The sequence below is a fragment of the Cohnella massiliensis genome (assembly GCF_900169535.1).
Classification (GTDB): Bacteria; Bacillota; Bacilli; order Paenibacillales; family Paenibacillaceae; genus Cohnella; species Cohnella algarum.
Genome location: NZ_LT821257.1, coordinates 254,035 through 267,143, shown reverse-complemented (window position 1 = coordinate 267,143; position 13,109 = coordinate 254,035). Strand labels below are relative to the sequence as shown.

Here is a 13,109-nt window from a genome sequence, read left to right as displayed (position 1 = left end):
TTCCGGAATATTGAACGGGGCGCGGTTTGCGTAAATAATCGTAATAATTACAAATAAAAAGAGATCTTGACGTTCCGGCTGCGGTTCGCCGGAAAGGAGGACATTCGTGACAACATGGAATTTACAGGAGACTTTTTGTCACCTGCTCATCTGCAATGGCAGCAACTGCATGATGCGGCAAGCCGAAGAAGTAACGAAGGCGATCCGTGACGAAATTGCGCTTCTCGGAGCGGATAAACGGATTCATACGACGCGAACCCGGTGCAATGGGCGGTGCGCGGACGCCTGCGTAGTGATCGCCTACCCGGACGGAGTCTGGTATAGGGATATTTCTCCCGAATCCGGAAGGATGCTTGTCCGAAAGCATCTTTCAGGAGATCGACTGGATGAACAGTTGGTTTATTCGTTCGATGGCCGATTTATCGCTTCGGACCTTTCTGTAGCGGGAAAAGATAAAACCTCAGGCTAGGCCATGCCAATTTAAACCGAAGGCGGGAAGGTTACTTTGATCAGAAAGACACCGGTTGTGATTCTGTCCGGTTTTCTCGGGAGCGGAAAAACAACGCTGCTTGCGAGAATGCTGGATTATTACGCTAAAAGACGAATAAGACCTGCTGGTCATCATGAATGAAGCGGGCGACGTCAATCTGGACGGTCAGCTTGTCAATGAAGAGGTCCCGATGCGAGAAATGCTGAGCGGTTGTATCTGCTGTACGATTCGGGGCGATTTGGGCATGGAGATCCGAGATCTGATTGCGGATCGTTCGCCCGATCTGATTCTTATTGAAGCAACGGGAGTTGCGAATCCGATGGAAATTTTCGATTCGGTGACAGAGGCGGCCTTGCTGGTTCCTATCGTATGAACACGTTACGGTTTACACGCATTATTTCGAACATCCTATGGGATCGCGGTCGAATCGAAACCATTTTAAGCGAATTGCCGAGCAGTATCTATCGGGCAAAGGGCATTTTTACGGCGGCAGATACCGGAGAACGGATGATGTTTCAAGTTGCCTACCGGCAGCTGAATCTTTTTCGGATAAAACCGCAAGGCAACGTTCAGGACGTTGCCGTCTTTATGGGCGAACAATTTCCCAAGCAAGAAATTAAGCGGAAGCTAGAGGAAGACGCGGGTGTTGGCGGTGTCTAGCTAAGTTTCGGCACTATCTATCAAAACATTAAAACTGTTTCAAAACATTCAGATCATCGAGTTTTTCGTCTTTGCCGATGAAATTCGCTATCGCATGATGAAGAAGGAGCATCCGAAATATCATGTCATCTGCATAGGATGCGAAACAACGATGACTGTCAAGCGGCAACCGTTATACGCGCTTGTCCCGGACTCCGGGCAAGCGCGTATTTTTAATTTCGAATTCGGGAGCGAAACGCCGGGCTGCATCGTTATTTAAGTATGGAAAGGTGGTGGGGACGTGAGCGTTCCTGGGATCTTCGCCCGGGCGGAAGAGGCGGCCGGCTTCGGGGAGGAGGAGTTGAAGACGTGCATGGACGAGTTCGGGGATATGGTGCTGCGGACCGCCTACGTCTATTTGCGGGATCGGCAAAAAGCCGAGGATGTCTACCAGGAAGTGTTCGTGCGCGTATTCCGGCACGGGGACAAGATCAAACGGATGGACAATCCCCAGGGGTGGATTTTGCGCGTCACGATGAATTTGTGCCGGGATCTGAAACGCTCGACGTGGTGGCGCAGGGTGCTGTTTCTGAACGATGAGCGGGACGGCGTCTCGGGCAGCCTGGAGGACCGGATCGTGGCCTCGGAAAAAAGCCGGGAGCTGCTCGCGCACATTATGCGCCTGGAAACGCCCTACCGGATGGCCGTGCTTCTGTTTTACTATCACGATCTGTCGACCCGGGAGATTGCCGGCGTTCTCAAGGTGCCGGAAGGCACGGTTCGAAGCCGCCTTCACCGGGCACGCGCGTTGCTGAAGGATTATATGAACAGCGGGGAGGAATCGCCGTGAACAGAGATAAATCCGATGAAGAATTCGCGCAAGCGTTTCGCGACGCTCTCGATCCGATACGCGCGGGCGGGGAACTGCGGCAGCGAACGCTGGATTCGGCGCGGAAGGGATGGCGCGGAGCCCGCCGCAGGCTTCTTCGAGGCGCCGCCGCGTTGTTGATTCCCGCGTTCCTAGCCGCGGCGGCCGTCTATTTCCTGCCGGCCCTGTCCGGCATCCGGGGAGCCGAGACGATTTCCCCCGCGGCAAGTCCGGCTTCCCTGTCCCCGAACCCGGCCGCGACGATCAAAGCTCCGATCCCCTCCTATATTCCGGCAGGCTACAGGATCGAGGAGGTCGTATCGTCGGTTCCCGAGGCGGACGAAGCGCCGGAAATCAACATCCGGTTCGCCTCGGAGCGCCCGGGCTTTCTGGAGCTGACCCGGCGGGAAGCCGCCGCGGAACGGCCCGACGAGCAGAGCTACTACCCGGTCGAGATCGACGGGAAAAAGGGATGGATTCGCAAAGAAGGCGAAGATGCCGTCGAGCTCATTTTGGAGGACGGCGACTACGAATACCGGATTACCGGAACCATTTCCGAAGGCGAAGCCGTGAAGATGGCCCTTTCGATCGAGCGAAAAGCCAAGGAGGACGAAGAAACGCATGAATGAACGACTTGTTAAAAAGAGAAGGCCGCGAGTCGCCGCTTCCCTTGTTTTGCTTCTGGTAGCGCTCGCTGCGGCGGGCTGCGACAAGCCGGCGAACGCGCCCGAGCAGACGGAAGCGGAGCCGGCGGAGGCGTCGGGAGAAATCGTAAATCCGCCGGCGAACGACTGGAAGCCCTATGAGGCGCGGCCGGGAGAAAAAGTCGAGCTCACGGTGATGTACGCAAGCGAAGCCTCCTTTTACCGGGATTACGGCAATCTGTTTCTCGCCCGCCACCCGGAGGCGGAATTTCGCGTTGTCGCGCTGTCGGAGACGCGGGGCGAAGGGGATATGCTGGCCAATTACGAGGCCGTGCTCAAGGAAAACGCGCCCGACGTGCTCCTGCTGAACGAAGCTCAATACGAGGCGCTCGCCGCAAACGGGCGCCTGCTCGATCTGGACGCTCCAATCCGGAGCAGCGGGTTCGACACGGAAGGCATGGTTCCGGGCGTCATCGAGTTGCTGACGGAGCGGGGAGGCGGCCGGCTGTACGGCCTGTCCCCTTCGTTCGAAAGCCGGGCGCTGTATTACAACCGCTCGCTGTTCGACGAATACGGCGTCCCTTATCCGGAACCGGGCATGAGCTGGGAGGAGGTTCTGATGCTGGCCGAGCGGTTCCCGGACGCAAACGAAGCCGGGCAGCCGCTTTACGGCCTGTACCAGCCGACATTCACGATCAGTCCGTTCGACCTGGCGATGAAAATCGGCAGCGCGCAGCGGCTGTCCTTGCTCGACCCGGAAGGCGCGAAGCTGCTGCTCGACAGCGAGGGGTGGAAACGGATTTTCTCGCTGGTCGTGGAAGGCTACAAAAACCAGGCGATTTATTATCCCGCCGCGCCGCTTCGCGACAACGGCAACGGGACGACCTCCCTGTCTTTGGGCAGCAACCTGTTTTTGGACGGGCAAGCGGCCATGGCGATCGACGATATGCTCATGATGCAAATGATGGATTTCCTCGCGGGGCGCAAGGGCGAAAACGAAGGCGAAAGCGCCGCCTTCGCCTGGGACACGGTCCCGATGCCGGTCAGTCCGGATAATCCCGGCGTGACGCCCTATTTCGAAGTGGAAGATATTTTTGCCGTCAACCGCGAATCCGATCAGCTTTCGCTCGCCTGGGAATTCGTTCAGTACGTTCATAGCGAGGAGTTTATGACGCTTTCGGCCAAGTCGTCTTCCAAGCTGCTGTCCCGGACCGGCTTCGAGCAGGATTCGAAAGGAAGGGACTTGTCCGATTTTTACGCGCTCCGGCCGGATCTGACGATGCGGACGCCGCTCGTGCCGGAAGGCTTCACCCGAGCGTTTCGGGATATTGCGGAAAAAGCGATCACGGACGCGATCGCGGACCGGATGACAACGGACGAAGCGCTGGCCTACATTCGGGAGGAAGCGCAAAAAACGCTAGACGCCGCAGCCTCCTCCGGCAACCGCGAACGATTCGCGCTGGACGAGGAACTGCTATAAGGGGAAGTCGTAGGACCGGTTTGACCGGGACGCCGAAACGCGTTATGATCGGGGGCAGATCGGCGGAACGCGCAAAGGAAGCGGCGGGAAGCAAGCCGGTTCGGAGGGGAAGAGAGCATGGAGTCTTCGGAAGTGTCGTTCCAATTCGCCGGCCGTATCGGCTGGATTCGTTTGAACCGCCCCCGCGTCATCAATGCGATTACGGCCGAGATGGCGGAAAAAATCGCGCTGCAGCTGGAACGTTGGAAGATCGAGCCGGATTTGCGGCTGGTCGTCATTTCCGGCGAAGGAGAGCGGGGCTTTTGCGCCGGCGGGGATATGGCCCGGTTGTACGAAGCGCGGAATAGCGGGATAACGGAACTGGCCGCGCGTTTGTTCGGGTGGGGTTACCGCCTGGATTACATCGTATACCGCTATCCGGTCCCGGTGCTCGTCTGGATGGACGGAGTCGTTATGGGCGGCGGAGCGGGCATCGGCTCCGCCGCCAGCCACCGAATCGTGACGGAACGGACGAAATGGGCGATGCCGGAATTGAATATCGGCTTCTTTCCCGATGTCGGCTCGAGCTACTTCTTGAACCGCATGCCGGGCAGAATCGGCCTTTATTTGGCGCTGACCTCCTCCGTCATAACGGGGGAGGATCTGCTGTACTTGGGGGCGGCGGAGGTTTATACGAGCAGCGGGCGGTGGGACGAAGCGAAGGCAAATCTGCAAAGCCTCGGCGAAGGAGGCTTTACCTCGCGGCAGTTGTCCGAGCTGCTCGCCCAAATGCAGGACAAGCCGACGCGGCCGTCCCGCTTGGCCGCCCTGCGCGAGCGGATCGACGACCACTTTGCCCGCGCGACGATCGAGGACATCCTGGCGTCTCTGGAACGCGCGGCCGGGGAAGGGGACGAGTGGGCTTGGGAAACGTTAACCGCGCTGCGCCAGAAGCCGCCGACCTCCCTTAAAGTGACGCTTCGCCAGTTTCAATCGGGCAGGGGGAAATCGCTGGCCGATTGCCTCAGGATGGAAATGGACATGAGCATGAATTTCGTCGCGCACGACGATTTGTACGAAGGGATTCGCGCCGTTCTCATCGACAAGGATCGCAATCCGCGCTGGCAGCCGGCCGAGCTGGGCGAGGTGGACGAGCGGCGCGTGCAGTCGTTTTTCCGCTATGACTGGCCGGGCGGACGGCATCCGCTCGCGGAATTGGCGAGCGAGACGGTATCCCTGCCGGAATAGCCCGGCCGCAGCGGAGTGCCCCGCGAAACGCTCGTCATGTCGTGTCGCCGACGATCAGTTCGACATCGACCAGTGTGTTGTTGATCAGCGCGTCGTCGCCCTTCTCGATCATTCGCACGAGCGTCGTCAACAGCATGCGCCCGATCCGGTCCGTCGGCTGCTTGATCGTCGTCAGCTTCGGTTCCTGCAGCATGCGGGTGAAGCTGTGATAGTCGTAGCCGACGATTTTGAGCTGTTCCGGCACGCGCAATCCCTGCTGCTTGGCGTAGATATACAGCGCGTAGGCGACGATGTCGTTGCTGCAAAAAATGCCGTCGTAGCGGGACAGCTCGATCGAGGAAAGCTCGCGGGTAATGAAGTCCATGAAATACTCGAACGTCAGCTTGTTGCGGGCGCCCTCGATAAAATGATATTCCACGTCATGCTTCATGCAAGTTAAAATAAAGGCGTCCCCGCGCCGGTTGGACAGCATGTCTAACTCGAGCGGGCCCGAAATGTGGAGCAGCCTTTTGCAGCCTTTGGAAATCAAGTGCTCGGTGGCGAGCTCCCCGCCGCGGAAATTGTCCGATCCGACGCACGGAATGCTCCGCGAAATGACCCGGTCGAACGACACGATCGGCAGCGAAAGTTTCTTGTATTTCTCCGTATCGAGCGTATGGCTGCACATAATAATGCCGTCGACCTGATTCTCCCGGAGCATGCTGATATATTCCTCTTCCTTCTTCGGATCGTCGAGCGAGTTGCACACGAGCACTTTATAATTCAGCTCGTTGGCGCTGATTTCGACGTATTTGACCAACTCCGAGAAAAAAGGATGATTCGAATCCGGGACGATGATTCCGACGAAAAACGTCTGGTTTTTCAGCAGCGCCCGGGCGATCTGGTTGGGGCGGTAGTCCAAGTCCCGCATGGCGGTTTCGACTTTCCGGCGGGTTTCCTTGCTGATGTAGCCGCGGTTGTTGATGACCCGGGATACGGTGGCGACGGAGACGCCCGCTTTTTTTGCGACTTCTTTTATGCCTGACATTTCATCAATCCTCTGGATTAGACTGTTCGCGCCGTTCGTCATTGCAAGCTGGCGGCCTCGCTACGGAAGCCTATTTTCCTATTATAACAATATAAAAACGTTATCACAAAAGTGATATAAATATCAACAAATCGTCCGTATAACATGATATTTTATGCGTAAAAATGATGTGTAAACGTTTGACATAAATTTTGATGTGAGTATAATGAGCTTATCTCATCATGATGAAAACGAGAAAAATATGACAACTTGTGGAGGTACTGCAGCAATGAAGAAAAGTTTGTCCATCCTTCTGATTCTGGCTTTTATGGTCTCCGTTCTCGCGGCTTGCGGGGGAGGTTCCGACGGCGGGGAAGAAGCCGGTTCGAAAGTCGAAATTACCGTTCTCGTCGGCAAGCAGGAAATCGCGCAGCAATTCGAAGAGATGGTGAAGGAATACAACGAATCCCAGGACGGGGCCAACGTAACGGTCGTTTCGACGGCCGGGCAAAACGGCTACGAGCGGATAACGACGCTGTATGCGGCCGGTAACGCGCCGACGATCATGCACTTCTTGTCCGAATTCGGCGAAATGCAAAGCAAGCTGGCGGACCTGTCCGATCAGGAATGGGTGCAGAACGCGAACGAAGGCACGCTCGATTACGTAACGGTCGACGGGAAGGTCTACGGCATGCCGATGTCCGTCGAAGCGTTCGGGCTGCTGTACAACAAGTCCGTTCTCGATCAGGCCGTCGGCGGAAGCTTCGATCCCGCCACGATCAAAACCCGCGACGACCTCAAAGCTTTGTTCGACAAGATCGAGGCGACGGGCGCCAAGGCGGTCGAAATTTCTCCGGTGGACTGGTCGCTCGGCGCGCATCTCACCAGCGTGTATATGGCTAACGAATCGGACACGCACGAAGGCCGGTTGCAATATATCGAAGACTTGAAAAGCGGCGCCGCGGATCTAAACGCGGACGAAGCGTTCAACGGCTGGCTGGACACGTTCGACCTGCTGAAGGAATACAACATTTCCAAAGACGCGCCGCTGGCGGCGCTCTACGACGACGGTCCGATGCTGCTGGCCGACGGCGAAGTCGGCACGTGGTTCATGGGCAACTGGGCATATACGCAAATCAAGGAGATCGACCCGGACGGCGAGTACGGCTTCCTTCCGCTGCCGATTAGCAATGACGCTTCCGATCCCGGCAACAGCTCCATCTCGGTCGGCGTTCCGGAATATTGGGCGATTGACAAGGAACAGTCCACTCCCGAGCAGCAGCAGGCGGCGAAGGATTTCCTGAACTGGATGGTATCGAGCGAGAAAGGCCAGGACTACTATGTCAACAAGTTTAATTTCGTTCCGGCCTACGGCAATTTTGCCGTCAAGCCGCAAGATCCGGTTTCGACCTCGATGATGGGCTATATGGAAGCGGGCAACACGCTCGCGTGGATGAACAACTACTATCCGCCCGAAGCTTTCCCGTCGATGGCGGCCTCTTTGCAGAAGTATTTGAGCAACAACATCGATCGCGCGGGATTGGTCAAGGAATTCGGCGATTACTGGAAGTCGCTGGGCTAAGCGGACAAGCAGCGAAAGCCGCGAGCGGGGCGGACAGCCTGTAAAGGCTGTCCGGACCCGCTCCGGCTTTAACGACTTTGCGGAGGTACCCATGTATCAGGAAAAGACGTTTTTCGGAAAGTTGAAGGTGTTCGGGATATTCGGTTTTATCCCGCTTTTTGCTTTTTGCACGGTGATCGTCCTGCCGTTTCTAATCGGGATTTACATGACTTTCACCGACTGGAACGGAAGCGCGTCGAATTCTTCTTATCTCGGTTTCGTCAATTACGCCGATGCCGTTCGGGATCCGGCATTCTGGACCTCGATGTGGCTGACGCTGAAATACGTCGTCGTCAATCTGATTTTGACGAACGTTCTCGCCTTCGTGCTGGCGCTGCTCGTCACGAGCGGCTTCAAGGGGCAGAACTTTTTTCGCGCCGGATTTTTTACGCCCAATTTGATCGGCGGCATTATTTTGGGCTTCGTGTGGCAGTTCATTTTTTCGCGGGTCCTCGTTTATTTCGGAAGCGAGTTCGGCTGGGGGCTGTTTTCGAGCTCCTGGCTTGGGGACCCGGACAAGGCGCTGTGGGCGCTTATTGTCGTCGGCGTATGGCAGAACGCCGGGTACATGATGCTCATCTACGTCGCCGGCCTGATCGGCATTTCCGGCTCCTTGACCGAGGCCGCGGGGCTGGACGGAGCGTCCTGGCTCAGACAGCTGTTCAGCATCAAAATTCCGCTCATGATCCCGTCCTTTACGATCAGCCTGTTTCTGACGCTGCAGAAGAGCTTCATGGTGTACGATACGAATCTGTCCCTGACGAAGGGCGACCCGTTCCGTTCGACGGAGCTGATCGCCATGCACGTCTACAATGAAGCGTTCGTCAATCAAAATCTGGGGCCCGGCCAGGCGAAAGCGTTTATTTTGTTCGCCATCGTCGCCATTATTGCGATTCTGCAGGTCAGCGCCATGAAAAAAGCGGAGGTGGAGGCATGAAGTCGCGAAGCGTCGGGAAATCGGCCGCGTTCGTATTCAACGTCGTTTTGCTCGTTCTCTTTGTGTTCCCGCTGCTGCTCGTGCTGCTCAACTCCTTCAAGGCGCGAACGGACATCATCCGCAATCCGCTGGCGCTGCCGGACGAATGGTTGTGGAGCAATTATTCGGAAGCGTTCCGGACGATGGACTTTTCCTATGCGGTGCTCAACTCGCTGACGGTTACGATTTTGGGGGTCGCCCTGATCACCGTTTTTTCCGCATCGCTTGCCTACATGTTGGTTCGTTGGAAATGGAAAATCAACAACTATCTATTGATGGCGCTCGTCGCGTCGATGATCATTCCGTTTCAGGCGCTGATGATTCCGTTCGTCACCCTGTACGGCAATCTGCATCTGCTCAACAGCAAGTGGGCGCTGATCTATTTCTATCTCGGCTTCGGCATGAGCATGGCGACCTTTATGTATCACGGGTTCGTGAAAAACGTGCCCAAGGAGCTGGAAGAAGCCGCGCTGATCGACGGAGCGGGCAAAGTCCGGGTATTTGGGGGAATCGTCTTTCCGATCTTAAAGCCGATTTCCACTACGCTGGCCATTTTGAACGTGCTCTGGATCTGGAACGACTTTTTGCTTCCTTCGCTCGCGCTGATTAAGCCGGAAGACCGGACGCTGCCGCTGTCGACGTTTTATTTTTTCGGAAAATACACCTCGAATTACGGGGTGGCGATGGCCGCGCTCGTGCTGTCGATCATTCCCGTTATCGTATTTTATTTTGCCATGCAAAAGCAGATTATCGATGGCGTTGTTGAAGGAGCCGTTAAATAATGAATGAAATACCCGACCTTATCGCGGAAGCGAATCGGCACATTTCCTCCGTCCGCGATGCGGTCGCGCGCAGCGGATGGAAGCCGCGTTACCATTTGTCGCCCCAGGCGGGCTGGATGAACGATCCGAACGGCTTTATTCATTTTCGCGGCAAATACCACGTGTTTTTCCAGCATTGTCCGTTCAAGCCCGAATGGGGCCCGATGTATTGGGGGCATATGATCAGTCCCGACCTCGTTCATTGGAGGCATCTTCCGATCGCGCTTGCGCCGGACCAGGAGTACGATCGCGACGGCTGCTTCTCGGGCAGCGCGATCGAAGCCGATGGCAAGCTGTACCTGATGTACACCGGCAATGTTTGGACCGGTCCGGATCAGGCGGCCGACCTGCTTCAGACGCAGTGCCTCGCTGTCAGCGAAGATGGCGTCCGCTTCGTCAAGCTGCCGGAAAATCCGGTCATCGGCGCGACGCCCGAAGGGGACATCCACCCATTCCATTTCCGCGATCCGAAGGTTTGGAAACAGGGGGATCTTTACTATTGCGTCATCGCGTCCCGCAGCAAAAACGAAATCGGCCAGGCGCTGCTGTACCGTTCGGCCGATCTCAAACAGTGGGAATTCGTCAACGTCATGGCCAAGGGCGGGCGCAATCCGGGTTATATGTGGGAGTGTCCGGACGTGTTTCAATTAGACGGCAAGGACGTGCTCGTCTTGTCCCCGCAGGGAATGAAACCCGAGGGCTACTTGTACCGCAACAAGGACCAATCGGGGTACGTGCTCGGCAAGCTCGATCCGGAGACTGGCATGATGTCCCATGGCCCGTTCCGCCTGCTGGACTACGGCTTTGATTTTTACGCGCCGCAAACGACGGTCGACGCGCACGGCCGGCGGGTAATGATCGCGTGGATGAACATGTGGGAAAGCCTGATGCCGGAGCGGCGGCATGGCTGGGCCGGCGCTATGACGCTGCCGCGGCGTCTGGAGCTGAGGGAGGACCGGCTGCTCGTATTTCCGGCACGGGAGCTGGAGGCGCTCAGGGGAGAGGGCATCCGCTACGAAAACGTCGAAGTGCGGGGCGGCGAGGAGGTCAACCTGCCGGGCGTGGAAGGCGACAGTCTCGAGTTGGCCGTCGTGCTGCAGGGACGTCCGGCAAGCCGGTTCGGCCTTATGCTCCGCTGCGGCGAAGCGGACGGCGAGCGGACCGTCCTGACATACGACGGCAAGGAAGGCGTTCTGGAGCTGGACCGGAACGCGTCCGGCCAAGGCCCGGGCGGCGAGCGGCAAGCGCCGGTCGCTCTGCGCGAGGGCAAGCTGGCGCTGCGCGTGTTCGTCGACCGGTCTTCCGTCGAAGTGTTCACGGAAGACGGCGAGGTCGCGATGACGGCCCGGATTTATCCCGGCGAGGGGTCGGTCGGCATTCGCTTTTTCGCCGATGGCGGCATGGTCATTCGCGAGCTGGAGAGCTGGGCGCTCGGCGATTGTTACCCGATCGGGAACGAGTCGAACGGAACGGAGGAAACGACCTTATGAGCGATAACGATACATTGCGGCAAGATCGTTCGGCCGACGAGGCGGCCGGACCGTGGTGGAAGGAAAGCGTGGCCTATCAAATTTATCCGCGCAGCTTTCAGGATTCGAACGGCGACGGAGTCGGCGATATTCGCGGCATCATCGACCGCCTCGATTATTTGCAATTTCTCGGCATCGACCTGCTGTGGATTTGCCCGGTCTACGATTCGCCGAACGACGACAACGGGTACGATATTCGCGATTTTCACGCCATTCTCGCCGAATTCGGCACGATGAAGGACATGGACGAGCTGCTGGCGCAAGCGAAGCGTCGGGGCATCCGCATCCTGATGGATTTGGTTGCCAATCATACGTCGGACGAGCATGCCTGGTTCGTCGAGTCGCGTTGCTCCAAGGACAATCCGAAGCGCGACTGGTACATCTGGAAGCCGGGGAAGGACGGCAAGGAGCCGACCAACTGGGAATGCGGCTTCAGCGGCTCGGCATGGGAATACGACGAAACGACGGACGAATACTTTCTACACTGCTTTTCCCGGCGGCAGCCGGATTTGAACTGGGAGAACCCGGATGTCCGCGAGGCGATCTACCGGATGATGGAATGGTGGATGGACAAAGGGATCGCGGGGTTCCGGGTCGACGCCGTTACGTTCATCAAAAAGAACCAGGCTTATCCGCAGTTGGAAAGCCCCGACGGGCGGCCGTACGTGACGGTCAATTGCGCCAGTCTCAATCAGCCGGGCATTCTCGATTTTCTCGGCGAGATGAAGGAACGGGTGCTGGCGCCCCGCGGCGTCGTCACGGTCGCCGAAGCTCCGGGCGTGCCGATCGAAGAGATTCCCCGCTATGTCGACGAAAAAGACGGCGTGTTTTCGATGCTGTTCCAGTTCGACCATATCGAGCTTGACCTGGAGCCCGGCCGCAAGGGCGTGCTGCGGTCGTTCGAGGTGAAGGAGTTCAAGGCGGCGCTGGCCAAATGGCAGTACGAGTCCAACAAAAGCGGCTGGCTCGGCCTGTTTCTCGAAAACCACGATTCGCCCCGCTCGGTGTCCAAATTCGGCAACGACGGTGCGTATCGGAGCCGGTCGGCGAAGGCGCTCGCCGCTTACTATTTTCTGATGCGCGGCACGCCGTTCATCTTCCAGGGCCAGGAAATCGGCATGACGAACGGAAGCTTCGATTCAATCGACGAGTACCGGGACATCGAGAGCGTCAATCTGTACCGCGTTCAGGTCGAGCAGGATCCGGAGGCGACGGCGGAAACCGCGGCCAAGGTGATGCATTTTCTCGCCAACCGCAGCCGGGACCACGGACGGACGCCGATGCAATGGAACGGCGGGCATGCGGCCGGCTTCACCTCGGGCACTCCGTGGCTGAAGCTTAATCCGAACTATGCGGAGATCAATGTGGAGCGGGAGATAAAGGACGAATCGTCCGTGCTTCATTTCTACCGCAAGCTTATTGCGCTTCGCCGCGGGAACAAGGCGCTGGTGTACGGCGCGTTCGAAGAGATCCACGAAGACAGCCCGGAGATCGGCGGCTATGTCCGGACGCTCGGCGAAGAACGCTGGACGGTGCTGTGCAATTTTACGGACCGTGCGGTGGCCGTCGCAGAGCCTGCCGGGGCGCAGCTTGTCCTAACCAATGCGGATAAGCGCGGCGAAGGTGTCTTGGCTCCCTACGAAGCGGTCGTATTCAAGCAATAACCGAATAGCCCTTAATACCTAAACGCCATGTCTGGGCTTAGAGGGCAAAGCCGAATGAAGCGAGCAATCGCCTCTTCGGCTTTTTATTTTGCGTCGATCTCCCCTCTTCATGAAAATTTCATGAACAAAGCGGGAGTTCTTCGT

Annotated in this window: 13 protein-coding genes and 1 pseudogene; 13 read left to right on the top strand and 1 reads right to left on the bottom strand. The window is 57.4% G+C overall.

Features of this window, described 5'->3' with window-relative positions; translation table 11 throughout:
- Positions 1-106: 106 nt before the first annotated feature.
- The 8 genes and pseudogenes from B7E11_RS07750 (at position 107) to B7E11_RS07725 (ending at position 5,348) form a co-directional block, all read left to right on the top strand.
- On the top strand, positions 107-469 hold the full coding sequence (locus tag B7E11_RS07750) for a (2Fe-2S) ferredoxin domain-containing protein (protein WP_080833165.1): 363 nt from the start codon (positions 107-109) through the stop codon (positions 467-469).
- A 39-nt stretch (positions 470-508) separates the two neighbouring features.
- A pseudogene (locus B7E11_RS30920) lies at positions 509-857 on the top strand (CobW family GTP-binding protein); the annotation flags it as partial.
- Positions 858-859: 2 nt separating this feature from the next.
- Positions 860-1,150 carry a CobW C-terminal domain-containing protein gene (locus B7E11_RS30915; protein WP_425430057.1) on the top strand — a complete coding sequence of 97 codons (291 nt, stop codon included), beginning with the start codon at positions 860-862 and terminating at the stop codon, positions 1,148-1,150.
- 19 nt (positions 1,151-1,169) lie between these two features.
- Positions 1,170-1,409: a transcriptional repressor gene (locus B7E11_RS30910; protein ID WP_139787133.1), complete on the top strand. Its 240-nt coding sequence runs from the start codon at positions 1,170-1,172 to the stop codon at positions 1,407-1,409.
- 21 nt (positions 1,410-1,430) lie between these two features.
- A complete protein-coding gene (locus B7E11_RS07740) occupies positions 1,431-1,979 on the top strand; it encodes a sigma-70 family RNA polymerase sigma factor (RefSeq protein WP_080833162.1) in 549 nt (182 codons plus the stop codon).
- Positions 1,976-2,626, top strand: coding sequence for a hypothetical protein (locus B7E11_RS07735; RefSeq protein ID WP_080833161.1), 651 nt, complete (start codon positions 1,976-1,978; stop codon positions 2,624-2,626). The genes B7E11_RS07740 and B7E11_RS07735 overlap by 4 nt, the downstream gene beginning before the upstream one ends.
- Positions 2,619-4,121, top strand: coding sequence for an extracellular solute-binding protein (locus B7E11_RS07730; RefSeq protein ID WP_080833160.1), 1,503 nt, complete (start codon positions 2,619-2,621; stop codon positions 4,119-4,121). Before B7E11_RS07735 ends, B7E11_RS07730 begins: the two co-directional genes overlap by 8 nt.
- Positions 4,122-4,238: 117 nt before the next feature.
- Positions 4,239-5,348 carry an enoyl-CoA hydratase/isomerase family protein gene (locus B7E11_RS07725; RefSeq protein WP_080833159.1) on the top strand — a complete coding sequence of 370 codons (1,110 nt, stop codon included), beginning with the start codon at positions 4,239-4,241 and terminating at the stop codon, positions 5,346-5,348.
- 34 nt (positions 5,349-5,382) lie between these two features.
- Here the strand turns inward: B7E11_RS07725 and B7E11_RS07720 are convergent, their stop codons facing one another.
- Entirely contained in the window at positions 5,383-6,375 is a 993-nt protein-coding gene (locus B7E11_RS07720; RefSeq protein ID WP_080833157.1) for a LacI family DNA-binding transcriptional regulator, read from the bottom strand.
- Positions 6,376-6,643: 268 nt separating this feature from the next.
- Between B7E11_RS07720 and B7E11_RS07715 the strand changes: the two genes are divergently transcribed.
- The 5 genes from B7E11_RS07715 (at position 6,644) to B7E11_RS07695 (ending at position 12,965) form a co-directional block, all read left to right on the top strand.
- A complete protein-coding gene (locus B7E11_RS07715; protein ID WP_080833155.1) occupies positions 6,644-7,936 on the top strand; it encodes an ABC transporter substrate-binding protein in 1,293 nt (430 codons plus the stop codon).
- Between the two features lie 91 nt (positions 7,937-8,027).
- Positions 8,028-8,912, top strand: a complete 885-nt coding sequence (locus B7E11_RS07710) for a carbohydrate ABC transporter permease (protein WP_080833153.1) — start codon at positions 8,028-8,030, stop codon at positions 8,910-8,912.
- The gene (locus B7E11_RS07705) at positions 8,909-9,733 is read left to right on the top strand and encodes a carbohydrate ABC transporter permease (RefSeq protein WP_080833151.1); all 825 of its coding nucleotides are present in this window, start codon (positions 8,909-8,911) and stop codon (positions 9,731-9,733) included. Before B7E11_RS07710 ends, B7E11_RS07705 begins: the two co-directional genes overlap by 4 nt.
- Complete coding sequence (locus B7E11_RS07700) at positions 9,733-11,262, top strand: glycoside hydrolase family 32 protein (protein WP_080833150.1); 1,530 nt, start codon at positions 9,733-9,735, stop codon at positions 11,260-11,262. The genes B7E11_RS07705 and B7E11_RS07700 overlap by 1 nt, the downstream gene beginning before the upstream one ends.
- Complete coding sequence (locus B7E11_RS07695) at positions 11,259-12,965, top strand: alpha-glucosidase (protein WP_080833148.1); 1,707 nt, start codon at positions 11,259-11,261, stop codon at positions 12,963-12,965. The genes B7E11_RS07700 and B7E11_RS07695 overlap by 4 nt, the downstream gene beginning before the upstream one ends.
- Positions 12,966-13,109: the final 144 nt, after the last annotated feature.